A 14,788-nucleotide genomic window follows, 5' to 3' on the forward strand; every position below is an offset into this window, starting at 1 on the left:
TGTCCGCCCCGCATGCGGTCCGCGCTCCGCGGTCCGTGTGCGGGTGGTTGTCATGTCCTACCACCGCGCGCCGGGCGGAGGCTGTCGCTCCGGGGAAAAGGGGACGCGGGCCGTGGTCTGCCCGCTGCTGCCGTGCCCAGACTCGGGATCACCCCACCGCGACCGGCGTTCGACCGCTCCGACACAACTTGATGGTGCCCTCGACGGTCGACGTCTGTGCGGACGTGCTCTGGCCCCGGTGCTACCTGGGCGAACAGCGGCTGAGCCGGGTGATCGAGATGTCCCCGCACGCCGAGCACATCGAGCTGAGGGTGCACACCTTCCAGCTGGACCCACAGGCCCCGACCACCGTCATGCCGACGCTGAGGTACCTCGCGGAGAAGTACGGCGCGGCTCCCGCGCAGGCCCGTGCGATGGAAGAGGGCATGGCACAGTAGGCCGCGGCCGAGGGCCTGCGCTACGAGGCCGACCGCCCGGCGAGCAACACCTCCGACATGCTGCGCCTGGTCGACCTCGGGGCCGAGCACGACGTCGCCTTCGACTACCTGCGCGCCATGCAGAGTGAGGTCTTCGGCGGCAACGACGCCGCCTTCGCCCCGGACACCCTCGTCCGTCTCGGTGAAGAGCTCGGCATCCCCGCCCGCGCCGTCCGAGAGGTGCTGGCCACCGACCGCTACGTCGAGGCGGTGCGCGCTGACCACGACCAGGCCGTGCGGCTGGGCGCCACCGGCGTCCCCTTCACCGTCCTCGGCGAGCGGCTCGGCATCCCCGGTGCCGTCAGCACCGCTCAGTACGCCACCGCCCTCGACCAGGCATGGGAGCAGATCCATGGATGACCCCGGACCCCGCACACCTGGGCCGCTGCGGTTCCTGGACGGCGACGCCGACGGCCTGTGCGACCCGGCCACCGGCGTCTTTGCCGTCCCCGTGGCCCCGTCGCCGGGCACTGCCCCCACCGGCAGCACCGGCCCCACCGCCCGTTCCGACGGCGAGACGGCCAACACCGCGACCGGCTGCTGACCAGCCGCGACGCCACCCGGGGAGGTGGCGAGGCCCCCGTGCGCCGTGCCGTCCGGCACCGCCCGCCCGGGGCCCGTCCGCGGATTCCGCCGTGTCGCTCAGGCCACCGTGCGGATCAGCTTCTTGTTGGTGAACTCCTCCATGCCGAGCCGGCCGAGTTCCCGGCCGAAGCCGGAGCGCTTCACCCCGCCGAACGGCAGCTCGGCACCCTCCGCGCCGACACCGTTCACGAAGACCATGCCGGCCTCGATGCGGTCGGCGACCCGGGCGGCCTGCTCGGGGTCGGTGGTGAAGACGTAGGAACCGAGGCCGTACGGGGTGTCGTTGGCGATCCGTACGGCGTCGTCCTCGTCGGCGGCCGGGAAGACCATCGCGACCGGTCCGAACAGCTCCTGGCGGGCCGCCGTGTGCTCGGTGGTCAGGCCGGTGAGCACGCCCGCCGGGAAGAAGGCGCCCTGTCGCTCCGTGGAGCCGTGCAGGGTGGCGCCCTCCGCCACCGCCTCGCCGACCTGCCGCGCCAGTGTCTCGGCGGCGGCCGCCGAGGAGAGCGGTGCGCCGGTGGCGGAGTCGAGCAGCCGGGCCGTGAACTTCTCGACGAACGCGTCGTACAGGTCCGCCACGACCACGAACCGCTTGGCGGCGTTGCACGCCTGGCCGGTGTTGTCGAGACGGGCGGCGACCGCGGCCTCGACGACGGCGTCCAGGTCGTCGGTGGACAGCACCAGGAACGGGTCCGAGCCGCCGAGTTCCAGGACGACCTTCTTCAGGTGCCGTCCGGCGATCTCGGCGACGGCGGCCCCGGCCCGCTCGGAGCCGGTGAGGGAGACGCCGTGCACCCGGGGGTCGGCGATCACGTCCGCGATCTGCTCGTTGGTGGCGTACACGTTGACGTACGCGCCCGCCGGAAAGCCCGCCTCGGCGAACAGCCGCTCCAGCAGCGCCGCCGTACCGGGACACTGCGGGGCGTGCTTGAGGACGATGGTGTTGCCGACGGCCAGGTTGGGGGCCGCGAACCTGGCGACCTGGTAGGCCGGGAAGTTCCACGGCATGATGCCGAGCAGGACGCCCACCGGACCGCGCCGTACGACCGCGGTTCCGGGGCCGGAGGTGACGTCGAGGGGCTCGTCGGCGAGGAACTCCTCGGCGTGGTCGGCGTAGTAGTGGTAGATGTCGACGCAGAAGCCGATCTCGCCCTCCGCCTCGGCGAGGGGCTTGCCCATCTCCCGCACGATGCTCGCGGCGAGTTCGGCGCTGTGCTCGGCGTGCAGGTCGCCCAGGCGGCGCAGCAGCGCGGCGCGTTCGGCCACGGAGCCGGACCGGGCCCAGCCGCCGGCGGCGTGCGCGGCGTCGACGGCCGCGGCGACCTCGGCGTCGGTGGCGGTCGGGTAGGTCTCCACGACCTCGCCGGTGGTCGGGTCGGTGACGGCGTACATGGTGCCTCCAGGCGGCAGTGGACAAACGGCAGTGAGCCCGTGGCGACCGCCGATACCGGACGGATGCCGGCTGCGGCGTCCCCGCACCGCTGTGAGCTGCGACTTCCTGCCGATCCAGCTTATTGGTCGCGCAACCAATTGCTTTATTGGCTGCCCACTCAATAGCATTCGGCGTATGACGTCAAGAGCGACGGGCAAGCGCGTCCGCAAGGCGCCCGGTGAACGCCGCAGCGAGCTCGTCGCCACGGCGGCACGGATCGGGCTCACCGAAGGCCTGGAGTGCGTCACCCTGCGCCGGGTCGCCGACGAGCTGAGTGTTCAGCCCGGACTCGTGGGCCACTACTTCCCCGCCGCGGACGAGCTGGTCGCCGAGGCGTTCACCCATGCCACGATGAAGGAACTCGACGGCCTGCTGCCGCCGGAGCCGGACGACCCCCTGCACACCTTCCGGAGGTTCTTCGGTCTCACGACGAGTGCCGAGTTCGACGACGTCAGCAAGCTCTGGCTCAACGCGCGGCACCTGTCGCGCTACCGTCAGGTGCTGCGCGAGCACGTCATCAAGCAGGAACTGCTGTGGTGCCGGCGCCTGGAGGAGCTGATCACCGCCGGGACGGCGGCCGGGCTCTTCGCCTGCGCGGATCCCTGGGGCGCCGCCACCCGTATCCTCGTTGCGATCGACGGCGCCAGCGCGTACGTCAACACCACCGCCGACCACCGCAGGACGCCCACGGCGGACATGCCGCGCACCGTGGCCGAATCAGAACTGGGCCTGCGGCGCGGCATGTTGCTCACCGACTGAACTGTTCGCGGGCACGGGGTGCAGCGCCCGGCTGTGCGGTGCACCCCGCCTGGTGGCGCATCCGATCGTCTGGTCACTCCTTGGCGGCGGCGAGAGCGGCCAGCTCGCGGTTGACCGCGGCCTGGTGCGCCTCGGCGTCCGAGCGCGCCTTCTTCGGGCTCCAACGCCCCGCCATCACGAAGGCGAAGGGCAGGAAGAGCACTTGGCCGCTGACGCAGATCCACCACCACGTGCGCCACTCGCCGGGCCCGTCCTTCGACGCCTTCTGGACCCGGGCGCCGTACTCCTGCAACACCTTCAGCTGCGGCCCCGCCTTCTGGACGACGGCGAGGTCCGCCACGCCGACTTCCCGGACGGCGCGGGCGTTGAGCGCGGGCGGCACGGTGGTCGGGGTGTACTTGTTCAGCTCGGCGAAGAGCTCGGGGTGCGCGTTGACGACGGCCAGCGCGGGCGCCGCCTGCGCGGAGGCGGCCTTGACCTCGGCGCCGTGCTCCACGAGCGGGGTCACGGAGGTGACCAGTACCGGGATGAAGGCCGCGGAGACGGCGACCACAATGCGTACCGTCCAGCCCCACACGGCCAGACCTGCCGCGGTCGCCGCCGGGTTGTGCTTCTCCACCGTCTCGGTGAAGCTCGCCATCCAGGGCGCGTAGGCGATGCCACTGAAGACGCCGATGCCGACGAAAAGCCAGGCGAAGGTGTAGTAGCCGGTCGTCAGGTGGGTGGCGCGGGTGGCGAAGACCGCGGTCACCACGACGGAGCCGACCGCGCCGACGATCATGAAGGGCTTGCGTACCTTGAGCCGGTCCGAGAGCAGGCCGACCAGTACCAAGGCGATGGCGTTCGCTCCCCAGTACCAGTTGGCCAGCGCGTTGGTGCGCTGCTCGCTGTAGCCGAAGACGGTCGAGAAGTAGACGACGAAGTTGCCGACCGCCGCGTAGTACAGCAGCAGGAACACGGCGATGGCGAAGGCTGAGCCCAGCACGTCCAGGTGCATCATCTGCCGCCACTCGCCGCGGCGCAGTGCCTCGGTGTCGAGCCCCTGGGCACGCGCCTCGACCAGCGCCCGGTCGCGCAGCGTCACCATGATCTGGTCGCGCAGCGCCGGGGACAGCTCGCGCAGCGCGAAGACCGCGGCGATGAAGACGACGAACCCGGCGATCGCCGAATAGCGCAGTTCGTCCTGCCAGGTGGCGGTGTCGAGGGTGTTGCTGGTGACGGTGGTGACCACCAGGGAGCCGATGACCGGGCCCATCGTCCAGTACCCCATCGCGGTGGCCCGGCCCAGCTGCGGGGAGAAGTCCCTGATCAGCGCCGGGGTGGCGACCAGAACGATGCCCTCGATGAAGCTGACGAGCGCGAAGAGCACCAGGTAGGTGGTCTTGTTCGCCGCGTTCGGCAGCCCGAAGAAGACCAGCAGCGCGGCGATCAGTAGCCCGTAGACCACCAGATTCGCCCGGCCCCAGCGGTCCGCCAGGCCGGCCACGAGCGAGGCGAAGGCCCCGATCGCGTTGCCGATCACCGAGACCCAGATGAAGTAGCGGTACGTCATGCCGAAGTGCGTGATGATCGACGTCGCCACCGCGTACTGGATGTACAGCATGTAGTACAGGACGACCGTGGTGACGACCACGATCGCGAGGTACGCCATACGGCGACCCGTGGGCGGATAGACCGCCAGTTCGCGGCGGTACAGCCGGGCCAGCGGGGAGCGGGTGTCCGTGGTGGGCGCATCGGGGGCGGGTCTGTCGGCGTCGAACGGCGTCGTACTGGCGGACATACGGCTCCTCCCAGGGATACCCGGAATCAGGATGCTCGCGCCGGTGTGACGAGGGTGCGCGGAGCCCCGGCTCCGAGAGCGTGGCCAGAGGCTAGTACCGACTAGTCGGTACGCCTAGGGGTCTGCACAAGGTCGTTCACCGGACGCAGCGCCGCAGGAGGTCGTCGGTCTCGCGATCTCACCTCCTGCGCTTCACGGGGAGCCGCATCAGGTCGGCGCCGAGGATCATGCGGCCGCCGTAACCGGCGCTTGTGGCGCTGGCGCGCAACAGGCGGCGCCAGGTCGCGGCGGGGACGACTGCGGGGTCGCCGGGGCCGAGGTGGGTGGCGACCAGTGTCCCGGCGCCGGCCTCGGCGGCTATTTCCCCGAGTTTCGCGACGTCGGTGTGGGTGGTGAGGATGTGGTCGATGAGGGTCTGCGGCAGCCCCAGGCCGGCCAGCCCGGCGGGGTAGACGGCCTCGTGGACCAGTACGTCCGCGTCCCGTGCCAGCGTGACGATGTTGGGGGTGGGGGCGGTGTCGCCGGAGAAGACGACGCTGCCGTGGTCGGTGTCGAAGCGGTAGGCGTAGGCGGGGAACACCGCGCCGTGCGGTACGAGGACGGCCGTGACCTTGACGTCGTCGTTCTCCAAGACGGTGAACGGCTGCATGGCGGGTGCGGTGTTCGCCGCGGAGGCACCAGTCGCAGCCGGTGGCAGCACGTCGTGGACGTCCAGCATGGTGGCCGGGTCGATGCCTGCGTGCTCGGTCATGAAGAACGTGGGCGAGGCGGCGTAGGTCTGCCCGGCCTGTTTCGTCATCTCGACGGTGCCCGGCACGGGGCCCGGCGCGCCGGCCACCGTGGAGGACATCCCGGCGGGGCCCGGGCCGTGGACGGACACCGCCTTCTGGAATCCCTGGTCCCCGGCCGCTCCCGCCGCCAGCAGGGGGAAGGCGTAGTAGTCGACGATGTGGTCGGCGTGCAGGTGCGTGAGGAAGATCCCGGTCAGTGACGGCATCGACAGGCCCGCACGCATGTACTGCGTCACCGCACCACGGCCGCAGTCGACCAGGTATGTCCTGCCGTTCACGACCAGGGCGGAGGCGATGCCGTACCGGTCCGCCAACGGCGGTGGTCCCGCGTTCGTACCGAGCAGCACCAGGGACAGGTCCGCGTAAGGGGCGCTCGACGATGTCGCGGCGGCGGCCCGTGAGGCGGAGACCAGCGGCGTGGCTGCCAGAGCCGAAGCCGTCACGGCACCCAGCAGGGCCCGGCGGGAGGTGTGTTGTGACTGCCCATCCGTCGGTGAACATGCCGTCAGGTCCGGGACGGACTGTTCGTTCGCTTCAGTTCTGCACATGGTGGGCGACTCCTCTGTGGTCCTGCCGCAACCGCGATCAGTCCGCGGAATGCTGCCCATGCTCCTGGGGCGAGGAGAAGCGCACGGTGCGCAATCTATGGTGTTGATCTGTGGCCGTGTCCCCGGTCCGGAGCGCCGCCCAGCAGGGACGACTTGTGTGTCCGGCCAGCCCCGGGTGACTGACGGCAGGCGTGTCTCCGGTGGTCGGGGAGAGCCGCAGCGGATTCGATCGCTCCTGGTCCGGCAGGCCGCACCGGCGACGTCGGCGTCCGAAGACTTCGCCGGTTGTAGGGTGATGGCGAGGCAATTACTAGATCGATATACCTGACTCACACTCACATATTCTTCGCAAGCTGAAGCATCTCGCCCCATCGAGCGGACCGTAACGCGTCCGTCACTCCGAGCACGCTGGGGACATCCGTGGCAGTGCATGCACGCCCGTCGAAGAGGCAGAGTCGTACTGACGGCGGTCGACCGGCGGACGTCCTCGCAACACACGTTGCCACGTTCCTATACCACTCAGAATTCAAACTCGACCTGGATAGGCTTCAATGTCCGGCTGAGCTCGGCCCTGGGCGCTACCGCCCTCACCCGATGGCTGCGAAGGCCGACCGTCATCCTTGGTCCTGCATGGCTGGGGCCCTTCTCGTGTGCGACGGCTGGTTCGACTTCATGACCAGCACGGCTCCCGGAGATCACCCGGGAGCGGTCGCGTCACCGTGCATCGAACTCCACTTGGCGGCCATGCTCTTCTGGAACGCCCATCATGTGCTTTCACGCAAACTTTTCGGGCTTACTCGTCACAAGGCTGCTTGACGGCCATGACGTCCGGCGGCTCGGTGCTGCTCCTGCCCGTCGACACCTCGGCGATACCCCCGATCTGGCAGGCTGCTGTTGAATCGGTCCTATGAACCAGAGCGGACGTGCGGCGAGTCAGACGGCGGTGTTGGTCTGCCAGGGGCGAGCGGCTGCGGACGGCAGGGCTGCTCCAGGTGGGTTCTCCGATCCTGTGGCGGTACGACTGCTGCGTGCCTCCGAGCGTCTGCCCGTCGACGAGGTGCGCGCGAGCACTCCGCCGGAAGGCTGGCGGGCGCGCACCACGTACGAGAGCGTACGGGCGTGTGCTGAATTGGTCGTGCCGCGGACGGTCGCGATCGACGAGGCCCTGCGCGCCCGTGTCACCGGCCAGTTGGTGATCCTCGGAGCCGGTCTCGACACGCGCGCGTGGCGTCTGCCCGAGCTCGCGCAGACGGATGTGTGGGAGGTCGACCATCCAGCTTCCCAGCAGGACAAGCGCGCTCGTCTCGCCGACGCCGCGCAGGCGGTACGGGGGTCGGGCGAGAGCGGTCGCACCGCTGCTGCACTGCCGACCACGGCCCGTCGCGTCCGGTTCACACCCGTGGATTTTGCCGTCGACGATCTCGGTACGGCATTGGAAGCCGCCGGGCACGACCCGTCCGCGCCCACGACCTGGCTGTGGGAAGGCGTCGTTCCATATCTGACCCGCGGCCAGGTGAGCGCCACCGTGGCTGCGCTCGCCGCCCGGACGGTCCCGGGCAGTGCACTCGTCGTCAACTATCAGACGCCGTCGGTGAAGGCGGCAGCGGGGCGACTACTGACCCGCGCGCTCGGGAACTCGGTCACGTCGGGCGAGCCGTGGCGGTCGCTGTGGAAGCCGCAGCGGATGGCGGAACTGCTTGCGGGGCACGGGATGCGGGTGGTGTCGGACGATCCACTCCTCGCCTTCGCACACACCCTCGGCAGCCCGGTACGAGGGCGGACCTCCCTGCGATCGGGGCGCGTGGCTGTCGCGGAGAGCCACTGACACGAGGACGCGCATCAGAGAGGGGAACGGGCTGTCGGCCGCGGCGTCGACTGCTGCTTCATGCACTGCCCGACGATCGCCGCGACCTGTTCCACGGCCCGCGACTCGGCACGTGCTCGGCGGGCGAGCCCGAGGTCGACGGTTTCGGTCTCGGCGAGTGGGACGTAGACGACACCGTCGAGGCGGAGGCTCTGCACCGATTCCGGGACGAGGGCGACGCCGTGGCCTGCCGCGACGAAGGCGACGAGGGTCGAGGTCTCGCCCACCTCGATCATGGGCGAGGTTTCGAATCCGGCGCGGGCGCAGGCGGCGAGCACGCGGCCGTGCTTACTCGACCGTTCCTGCGAGGGATGGACGAGGAACGGCTCACCGGCCAGGAGGACGAGGTCGACCCGGACCTCACCAACGCGGGGAAGATCCCCGTCACCGAACTGCCCGGAGCCGCCTACTTCCACCACGCCGACCCCTTCGCCGTGACGCGCGGCACACCTCGACATCTGTGTGCTGGGCGCCTACCAGGTGTCGGCCGCCGGCGACCTGGCCAACTGGCACACCGACGCCCCCGACGCCCCCGACGCCATCCCCGCCGTCGGCGGAGCGATGGATCTGGCGATCGGCGCCAAGCGGGTGTTCGTGATGACGACGCTGTTCACCGAGGACGGCGTCTCCAAGCTGGTGCCGGAGTGCACCTACCCGGTCACGGGACTCGGCTGCGTCGACCGGGTGTACACGGACCTCGCGACCTGTCAGACGGGTCCTGGCGGCGTGACGGTGCTGGAGACCTTCGGCATCACCTACGACCGCCTGACCGAGCGACTCGAAGTACCGCTGGCCTGACCGCACTCACGCACAACGCCAAGCCATTTTCGTGCTCGGCGGCCCCAGAGCATCTGTTCAGTCGAGGATCGCGGTGGCTTCGATCTCGACCAGGTGGTCGGGGATGTCAAGTGCCGCGACGCCGATCAGCGTGGTCGGCGGGACCGGGGTGACCCCCAGCTTCACGGCGGCCCGGGAGATGCCCTCCAGGAGCGGGGGCATCTTGTCGGGGGTCCAGTCGACGACGTAGAAGGTCAGTTTCGCAACGTCGTCGAAGGAGCCGCCGGCCTCGGCCAGGGCGGTGGCGATGTTGAGGTAGCACTGCTCGACCTGAGCGGCGAGGTCGCCTTCGCCAACCGTGACCCCGTCGGCGTCCCAGGCGACCTGCCCGGCGACGAAGACCAGCTTCGACCCGGATGCGATCGACACCTGCCGGTAGACATCGATCTTGGGCAGTCCGCTGGGGTTCACCAGGGTGATGGCCATGGTGCCTGTCTCCTTGTCATGAATGCCCATGGCTCGCGTCCACGCGATCCGATCAGGGCGCTCTCACTCTCTTGTGGTTACTCGGAAACCGTAGGAGAGTAAACGCTGACGTGGAAGAACGCACTTTTCAGTGACTGGGGAACCTGATGGTGACCAAGCAGTTCAGGAGCTCACCCGAGGAAGCGGACCTCCGGCGCGCGGATTCCCTGGCGCGGGAGATCTTCTCCGACGTCGCCAACAAGTGGGCGTTCCTGATCATCGAGACCCTCGGTGAGCACACCCTGCGCTTCAGCGAACTGCGGAACGAGATCGAGGGCATCAGCCACAAGATGCTCACCCAGAACCTGCGCATGCTGGAGCGCAACGGCCTGGTCGAGCGCACCGTGCACCCCACGGTGCCACCCCGGGTCGAGTACACCCTCACCGAACCGGGCCAGGGCCTGCGCGCAACCGTCGACGGAATGTGCGACTGGACCCACACCTACCTCGGCCACATCGAGACCGCCCGCCGCCGCTTCGATGCCTGACGCCTGCAGCGCGCACCGACGGAGCCATCTGCTGCTTCGACGAGCCGGCCGAGTTCGAAGCGGGGTCCGGCGCGGACGAGGGCGACGAGGTGGGGCGCGTTCACAGCCCGCCACCGCTGCTGGTGCGGCCCCTGGGTGCGCTGGCCCTGAGTTGCATTCTCCTCCGAACCTCATGCGGCACAGTGCCGTCCGTCATGTCGCCCGTGGGTGATGGGCGGCCATGGAAATCCGGTAGCGGCCGCGCAGGGCTGTGGTTACCGTCCCATGGATGGAAATTCAGGTCAGGGAAGTCCTGGGCGGCCACGTCGAGGACGACCCGGTGTGGGCACTGATCGATGAACTCGGGCAGAGCGACTGGGTACGGTTCACCGCGGGATTCCACCTGAGCTCCCATGTGCTCGCCGCGTACTCGGCGGGCCCACTGCCACTGGGCTTCTGCCGCTACGTCGTCCAGCCCGTAGGCCCTGACACCGGCTGCCCGCCCTTCACCCTCCAAGGACAGGCGGTGCACGAGGCGAAAATCCTCGCCTTCGGCGTTCCCGAGCGATGGCGTCGACAGGGTGTGGGCACCGCCCTGCAGCGGGCGGTCACCGCGGCGGCCGGCACGAAGGGCTGCCACCAGGTCAGGTCGCACAGTTCGGGTGAGAACGTCGAGAACCACCAGCTCAAACTGCGGCTCGGCTTCGCCGTTCACCCGATCGTGCGGGACGACGACGTCAGGGGCTGCTACTTCATCCTCCCGTTGCCCCCGCGCGGTTAGCGGTGCTTCGTTTCATCGAGTGATCGGTGGCCGAGCGCCGACATACAGACCCTGCAGCAGTCAAGGCGGTCCGCCGGTACCGCGGAGTGCTGGGCAAGCGGGACTGCCAGGCCGCGGTCAGCGTGCGCATGCGGCCACCGACATGGCCTCCTGCTGGGGGAGAGGGCGGACGATCAGGCCGGGCGGACGAGTCCGAAGTCGTAGGCGGAGATCACGGCTTGGACCCGGTCACGGGCGCCTCTCTCAACGTCCCTTTGCCCCTGGGGCGGGTCGTGCTGAAGACGCCGGGCGGGACAGTCGTGGCCGTGCCGTCGGGGAAGACGACGCGGCCGGTGGTGGCGGGCGGGGCCTCGACCGTGATGGTGAGGTGGTCGTCGGTCAGCCGCCACTCGACGGCGATCGTGCCCTGCGGGGACTCGTGGGTGCCCCGGGCCCAGGACAGCGACGGATGCGGGACGGGCGCGACCTCGAAGGACTCCCAGGCGACCGAGCCCGGCGCCTGTCGCAGGCCGAGGGCGTGGGTGTGCAGGAAGCGGACCACCGCGCCCATGCTGTAGTGGTTCAGGGAGTCGTGGGCTGTGCCGTGTGCGTCGACGCCCTCCCAGTCCTCCCAGATCGTGGTGGCACACGGTCGAGCATGCACCGCCAGGACGGGGCGGTGCGCTGGAAGAGCAGTTCGTAGGCGACGGTGGCGTGGCCGGTGTCGGCCAGGACGGGGAGCAGGTCGCCGGTGGAGAGGAAGCCGGTGCCCAGGTGGGTGCCGGCGAGGCGGATCAGTTCGACGAGCCGGGCGGCGGCGGCCGCACGCAACGCGTCGGGGACGAGACCGAGAGCCAGCGCTCGCACATAGCCCGCCTGGGTGTCCTCGCTGGTACGGCCGTCGGGGGAGAGGAACTCGGTGCGCCAGGCGTCGCGGAAGCGCTCGGCGAGCACGGTGTAGCGGGCGGCGTCCCGTCGTCGCCGATGTCCCGCTCCAGCGGGGTGAGCGGGATGCCCCGCACGTCCGCCGGACGGGTGCCGCACGCGGCCGCTGCACGGCGTCGTACAGCACGATGTCCACGCCCAGGTCGTAGGAGTTGAGCTTGAGCTCGTAGCCGGGAACCAGGCCGCCCTGCTCGTCGACGTCCAGCTCCAGCCAGGCGAGCGGCCCGTCCGTGCTCAGCCGCCAGTGACGGTACGTCTGCGGGCTCCGGTCGAAGGACACCATCACCATGCCGAGCGTCTTCTCGGGCGAGCACGGGTACCAGTGAGAGAAATCCCCCACACGAATCCTCAACTACGTCAAGGTTCTGTAGAACATCAATCGCCGGGCAGCCATGGGGCACACCTGGTGCCGCGCCGCGGTATGGCGCAAGCTGGCCCGCATGGTTTGGTTGCCGCTGCTCTCCACCCTCGCCGGGGCCGCGATCGGTATCGTCGCCACGCTCATCGCGGATCGGAATCGCTGGAAGAGGGAGGATGCGAAGGACGCTCTTCGGCTGCGGCTCGACGTCTACACGCAATACACCACCGCCGTGAAGGCCCTCGGTGACACCCTCCGGGCCCTGGCGGCGCGAGAGCACCCATCCGACGACGAGCGGGCGTTCGCGCTGCGCGAAGCCTTCCGGGAATCAGGCATCGCCACGGCATCCGAACGCATGTGGCTCATCGCACCCGACCCCGTAGTGAGCGCCTCCAACAGCGTCTTCCACTGTCTGCGGCGCATCTGCGACGGCTATGTCGACGGCGATGCGGTCAGCAGTCCGGAGGATCGCGCGCGTTGGGAGGCACGCGGCAAAGCAGCCGCCGGTATGCGCAAGTTGATGCGCGAAGACCTCGGTGTCGGACCGCTCACCGAACGTCACGGAACCTCGTAGTGCCTCGTTGGCCGAGTAAGGCTCTTCAGCGTTGCCGCTCCAAGGTGCGGTCGACTTCGACGATTGACGTCATACGAACGCTTCGTCAGGCATCCATGGGCGGGGGAGCAGGCGGCGAAGTGCCATCGCGGCTTGCCGCACCTCAGGTGACTGTTGATCATTGCAGAGCTTGGTCAAGCCGAGCGGAGAACATACGTGCCTCGCTTTGAGAGGAGTCCGCCTGCCCTTCGTGCGGCGTGTCAACTGGGGTGTCACTGGCCTTGGAGACCGTGAACGTGATCCGCCGCCGCTCGCCCCCGCGAGCACGATCCGCTCGAACCCGGCGAGCTGCTGGGTCGGCCGGGTCAGGCCCGGCGTGCGCAGCCCCACGTACAGCTGGGCGACCGTCGCGGCCGCCCGCGCACCGGAGTTGGCGGCGACGGCCGACACGGTGAGCCGTCCGTCCGTGGCCACCTCCGTGCCGTACGACACCCCGCTCAGGTCGAAGGGCGTGCAAAGACACCGGAGCCGGCGACCAGCAGCGGTAGTAAGCCAGTTCACCGGTGGCGCGGTTGCGGCGGATCAGCAGCCAATGCTGCCGGGGCGGGGCTTGACCAGGCCGATGACGGCCCAGTCACGGCCCAGTCGCAGAAGCGGTGACCCTTGGCGCCGGCCCCTGCCGACAGGTTCTGCCGGGGCCGCTTCGGCACCATGATGGCCAGCCCTCGTCCTCACCTGATGGCAGGCTCGACGAGAGAGTCAGGTCTTGGGCTTGAGAGTGCTTCCGGGACGGAGTTCGCCGTCCTTGTTCAGGTCGTTCAGTACGGCGGGCAGGCCGACGCTCAGCATCTTCCTCCGGACGTGACCCAGGATCTGGGTCATCAGAAGCCCGCCCACACCCGTGAAGCCCGTGTGGTCGTAGGTGAATCGCGTTCCTTTGCCATGGGGTTCGATGCGGTAGGCGACCTCGGTGGTCTCGCTACTGCCGGGGTCGGTCCACGAGTAGCGCAGCAGCCGTGGCTCGTCCACCTCCAGCACGACGCAGTCGACGATGCCGCTCCAGCCGGGCTTGGGCTTGGCGATGAACTGGAACCGGGCGCCCTCGGTGGTGGTGAATCCTTCCGGGTGCGCCCCGGCTCCGGTCGCGGTCCATAGCGGTATGAGGCCGGGGTCGGTGACGGCGTGCCAGACCTTGGCGGGGGAATGTGGGTAGTCGCGGACGATGCGGATGGCGCTCATGGTGCTCCTGTAGCGGTCACGAAGAAGCAGAAATTACAGCCACTGAAAATTTACAGTAGCAGTAAATGTTCTGCTGCTGTACTACTCTGACGGCATGAGCACGGTGGACTGGACGGCATGGCATCCGGAGGTCGCGGAGCCTGGGACGGAAGGCTTGCGGGAGCAGAAGAAGCGCCGGTTGCGGCAACGCCTGTCCGACACCGCGACCGAAATGTTCCTGGAGCGCGGCTTCGACGCTGTCCGCGTGTCAGAGATCGCCCAGGCATGCGGAGTCTCGGAGAAGACGGTATTCAACTACTTCCCCACCAAGGAATCGCTCATCCTGGACCGAGGCGAGACCACCATGGCCGCCCTGCGTGCCGGCCTGGGTGACACGGACCACTCTCCGGTCGAGGCTGTACTGCGGATCCTCTCCGACGAGTTGCGCGCCATGACGTCCTGGATCGCCGCGCAGGACGACCCCGGCCACGCCGCCGCCATGATCAGGCGCTTCGGCACGCTGACCAGGTCCACGCCCTCGCTGCGGGCCTACCACCGAGACATGACCGACCGCCTCGTCACCGCCGCGGCCGAGGCACTGGCCCAGCGCACCAGCAGCAACCCGGCCGATCCGGAACCTCAGATCGCGGCAACAGCCCTGCTCGGACTGTGGTCCATCCAGTTCCAAAGCCTCGGGAAACACCTGGACGGCGCCCGCACGCCGACACAGATCCATGAGGCAGTCACCGCCGACGTCCGCCGCGCAGCCACCCTCATCGACACCGGCCTGACCTCTTTCGAAGGCACAGCACCGACCCGCTGACGTGCTCAGCCATGGAACGCATGGGCAGGGGGAACGGGTGTGCTCGCGCACATCCGGGAACCCCCAGACACGGGCAAGGTTCTCCACAACCCGGCCGACAGCTCCTCCCCACGCGGGACTCGCGTGG

General features: G+C 69.2%; 17 protein-coding genes and 3 pseudogenes. 10 read left to right on the forward strand and 10 right to left on the reverse strand.

What is annotated here, in order from left to right:
• Positions 1–191 precede the first annotated feature (191 nt).
• From ACZ4UV_RS32775 to ACZ4UV_RS32785, 3 genes are read left to right on the forward strand one after another with little or no spacing between them, the layout of a single operon-like run.
• Positions 192–437, forward strand: a complete 246-nt coding sequence (locus tag ACZ4UV_RS32775; protein WP_467842804.1) for a hypothetical protein — start codon at positions 192–194, stop codon at positions 435–437.
• Between the two features lie 15 nt (positions 438–452).
• Positions 453–836 (forward strand): DsbA family oxidoreductase, encoded by a 384-nt coding sequence (locus tag ACZ4UV_RS32780; protein WP_467842927.1) that lies wholly within the window; start codon positions 453–455, stop codon positions 834–836.
• Positions 829–1,020: a hypothetical protein gene (locus ACZ4UV_RS32785; protein WP_451016051.1), complete on the forward strand. Its 192-nt coding sequence runs from the start codon at positions 829–831 to the stop codon at positions 1,018–1,020. Before ACZ4UV_RS32780 ends, ACZ4UV_RS32785 begins: the two co-directional genes overlap by 8 nt.
• Before the next feature lie 98 nt (positions 1,021–1,118).
• On the opposite strand, the gene ACZ4UV_RS32790 is transcribed toward ACZ4UV_RS32785, so the two are convergent.
• Positions 1,119–2,453, reverse strand: coding sequence for an NAD-dependent succinate-semialdehyde dehydrogenase (locus ACZ4UV_RS32790; protein ID WP_467842808.1), 1,335 nt, complete (start codon positions 2,451–2,453; stop codon positions 1,119–1,121).
• A 175-nt stretch (positions 2,454–2,628) separates the two neighbouring features.
• On the opposite strand from ACZ4UV_RS32790, the gene ACZ4UV_RS32795 reads away from it, so the two are divergent.
• Positions 2,629–3,252, forward strand: a complete 624-nt coding sequence (locus ACZ4UV_RS32795) for a TetR/AcrR family transcriptional regulator (RefSeq protein ID WP_467842811.1) — start codon at positions 2,629–2,631, stop codon at positions 3,250–3,252.
• A 73-nt stretch (positions 3,253–3,325) separates the two neighbouring features.
• Here the strand turns inward: ACZ4UV_RS32795 and ACZ4UV_RS32800 are convergent, their stop codons facing one another.
• Together ACZ4UV_RS32800 and ACZ4UV_RS32805 are read right to left on the reverse strand one after the other, a co-directional pair.
• Positions 3,326–5,032, reverse strand: coding sequence for an MFS transporter (locus tag ACZ4UV_RS32800; RefSeq protein ID WP_467842813.1), 1,707 nt, complete (start codon positions 5,030–5,032; stop codon positions 3,326–3,328).
• A gap of 178 nt (positions 5,033–5,210) precedes the next feature.
• The gene (locus ACZ4UV_RS32805) at positions 5,211–6,266 is read right to left on the reverse strand and encodes an MBL fold metallo-hydrolase (protein WP_451016047.1); all 1,056 of its coding nucleotides are present in this window, start codon (positions 6,264–6,266) and stop codon (positions 5,211–5,213) included.
• A gap of 1,012 nt (positions 6,267–7,278) precedes the next feature.
• On the opposite strand from ACZ4UV_RS32805, the gene ACZ4UV_RS32810 reads away from it, so the two are divergent.
• Positions 7,279–8,196 carry a class I SAM-dependent methyltransferase gene (locus tag ACZ4UV_RS32810; protein ID WP_467842816.1) on the forward strand — a complete coding sequence of 306 codons (918 nt, stop codon included), beginning with the start codon at positions 7,279–7,281 and terminating at the stop codon, positions 8,194–8,196.
• 14 nt (positions 8,197–8,210) lie between these two features.
• Here the strand turns inward: ACZ4UV_RS32810 and ACZ4UV_RS32815 are convergent, their stop codons facing one another.
• Positions 8,211–8,654, reverse strand: coding sequence for a LysR family substrate-binding domain-containing protein (locus tag ACZ4UV_RS32815; protein ID WP_467842819.1), 444 nt, complete (start codon positions 8,652–8,654; stop codon positions 8,211–8,213).
• On the opposite strand from ACZ4UV_RS32815, the pseudogene ACZ4UV_RS32820 reads away from it, so the two are divergent.
• Positions 8,577–9,033: pseudogene (locus tag ACZ4UV_RS32820) on the forward strand (CoA-transferase); the annotation flags it as partial. The gene ACZ4UV_RS32815 and the pseudogene ACZ4UV_RS32820 overlap by 78 nt on opposite strands.
• A gap of 57 nt (positions 9,034–9,090) precedes the next feature.
• Here ACZ4UV_RS32820 and ACZ4UV_RS32825 read toward each other — a convergent pair.
• Entirely contained in the window at positions 9,091–9,498 is a 408-nt protein-coding gene (locus ACZ4UV_RS32825; RefSeq protein ID WP_451016045.1) for a RidA family protein, read from the reverse strand.
• 146 nt (positions 9,499–9,644) lie between these two features.
• On the opposite strand from ACZ4UV_RS32825, the gene ACZ4UV_RS32830 reads away from it, so the two are divergent.
• Entirely contained in the window at positions 9,645–10,025 is a 381-nt protein-coding gene (locus tag ACZ4UV_RS32830) for a winged helix-turn-helix transcriptional regulator (RefSeq protein ID WP_351496314.1), read from the forward strand.
• A 268-nt stretch (positions 10,026–10,293) separates the two neighbouring features.
• Positions 10,294–10,785 carry a GNAT family N-acetyltransferase gene (locus ACZ4UV_RS32835; protein ID WP_451016044.1) on the forward strand — a complete coding sequence of 164 codons (492 nt, stop codon included), beginning with the start codon at positions 10,294–10,296 and terminating at the stop codon, positions 10,783–10,785.
• A gap of 211 nt (positions 10,786–10,996) precedes the next feature.
• Here ACZ4UV_RS32835 and ACZ4UV_RS32840 read toward each other — a convergent pair whose 3' ends face one another.
• The gene (locus ACZ4UV_RS32840; RefSeq protein WP_451016073.1) at positions 10,997–11,335 is read right to left on the reverse strand and encodes an alpha-L-rhamnosidase C-terminal domain-containing protein; all 339 of its coding nucleotides are present in this window, start codon (positions 11,333–11,335) and stop codon (positions 10,997–10,999) included.
• 27 nt (positions 11,336–11,362) lie between these two features.
• Positions 11,363–11,808: pseudogene (locus tag ACZ4UV_RS32845) on the reverse strand (alpha-L-rhamnosidase-related protein); the annotation flags it as partial.
• A gap of 293 nt (positions 11,809–12,101) precedes the next feature.
• On the opposite strand from ACZ4UV_RS32845, the gene ACZ4UV_RS32850 reads away from it, so the two are divergent.
• Positions 12,102–12,641 (forward strand): hypothetical protein, encoded by a 540-nt coding sequence (locus tag ACZ4UV_RS32850; RefSeq protein ID WP_390035387.1) that lies wholly within the window; start codon positions 12,102–12,104, stop codon positions 12,639–12,641.
• A gap of 69 nt (positions 12,642–12,710) precedes the next feature.
• On the opposite strand, the gene ACZ4UV_RS32855 is transcribed toward ACZ4UV_RS32850, so the two are convergent.
• The 3 genes and pseudogenes from ACZ4UV_RS32855 to ACZ4UV_RS32865 form a co-directional block, all read right to left on the reverse strand.
• The gene (locus tag ACZ4UV_RS32855; RefSeq protein WP_467842825.1) at positions 12,711–13,181 is read right to left on the reverse strand and encodes a fibronectin type III-like domain-contianing protein; all 471 of its coding nucleotides are present in this window, start codon (positions 13,179–13,181) and stop codon (positions 12,711–12,713) included.
• Positions 13,126–13,342: pseudogene (locus ACZ4UV_RS32860) on the reverse strand (IS701 family transposase); the annotation flags it as partial. The pseudogene ACZ4UV_RS32860 and the gene ACZ4UV_RS32855, both read right to left, overlap by 56 nt.
• 37 nt (positions 13,343–13,379) lie before the next feature.
• The gene (locus tag ACZ4UV_RS32865) at positions 13,380–13,859 is read right to left on the reverse strand and encodes an SRPBCC family protein (protein ID WP_451016043.1); all 480 of its coding nucleotides are present in this window, start codon (positions 13,857–13,859) and stop codon (positions 13,380–13,382) included.
• Positions 13,860–13,953: 94 nt separating this feature from the next.
• On the opposite strand from ACZ4UV_RS32865, the gene ACZ4UV_RS32870 reads away from it, so the two are divergent.
• Positions 13,954–14,661 carry a TetR/AcrR family transcriptional regulator gene (locus tag ACZ4UV_RS32870; RefSeq protein WP_390035384.1) on the forward strand — a complete coding sequence of 236 codons (708 nt, stop codon included), beginning with the start codon at positions 13,954–13,956 and terminating at the stop codon, positions 14,659–14,661.
• Positions 14,662–14,788 lie beyond the last annotated feature (127 nt).

The sequence above is a fragment of the Streptomyces sp. NPDC028289 genome (genome assembly GCF_055565975.1).

What these genes read in the sequence shown, in the direction of transcription:
- ACZ4UV_RS32775 (WP_467842804.1), top strand. Translation starts at nt 192, where the DNA reads ATGGTGCCCTCGACGGTCGACGTCTGTGCGGACGTGCTCTGGCCCCGG.
- ACZ4UV_RS32785 (WP_451016051.1), top strand. Translation starts at nt 829, where the DNA reads ATGGATGACCCCGGACCCCGCACACCTGGGCCGCTGCGGTTCCTGGAC.
- ACZ4UV_RS32790 (WP_467842808.1), bottom strand. Translation starts at nt 2,453, where the DNA reads ATGTACGCCGTCACCGACCCGACCACCGGCGAGGTCGTGGAGACCTAC.
- ACZ4UV_RS32795 (WP_467842811.1), top strand. Translation starts at nt 2,629, where the DNA reads ATGACGTCAAGAGCGACGGGCAAGCGCGTCCGCAAGGCGCCCGGTGAA.
- ACZ4UV_RS32800 (WP_467842813.1), bottom strand. Translation starts at nt 5,032, where the DNA reads ATGTCCGCCAGTACGACGCCGTTCGACGCCGACAGACCCGCCCCCGAT.
- ACZ4UV_RS32810 (WP_467842816.1), top strand. Translation starts at nt 7,279, where the DNA reads ATGAACCAGAGCGGACGTGCGGCGAGTCAGACGGCGGTGTTGGTCTGC.
- ACZ4UV_RS32825 (WP_451016045.1), bottom strand. Translation starts at nt 9,498, where the DNA reads ATGGCCATCACCCTGGTGAACCCCAGCGGACTGCCCAAGATCGATGTC.
- ACZ4UV_RS32830 (WP_351496314.1), top strand. Translation starts at nt 9,645, where the DNA reads ATGGTGACCAAGCAGTTCAGGAGCTCACCCGAGGAAGCGGACCTCCGG.
- ACZ4UV_RS32835 (WP_451016044.1), top strand. Translation starts at nt 10,294, where the DNA reads ATGGAAATTCAGGTCAGGGAAGTCCTGGGCGGCCACGTCGAGGACGAC.
- ACZ4UV_RS32840 (WP_451016073.1), bottom strand. Translation starts at nt 11,335, where the DNA reads ATGGGCGCGGTGGTCCGCTTCCTGCACACCCACGCCCTCGGCCTGCGA.
- ACZ4UV_RS32850 (WP_390035387.1), top strand. Translation starts at nt 12,102, where the DNA reads ATGGGGCACACCTGGTGCCGCGCCGCGGTATGGCGCAAGCTGGCCCGC.
- ACZ4UV_RS32865 (WP_451016043.1), bottom strand. Translation starts at nt 13,859, where the DNA reads ATGAGCGCCATCCGCATCGTCCGCGACTACCCACATTCCCCCGCCAAG.
- ACZ4UV_RS32870 (WP_390035384.1), top strand. Translation starts at nt 13,954, where the DNA reads ATGAGCACGGTGGACTGGACGGCATGGCATCCGGAGGTCGCGGAGCCT.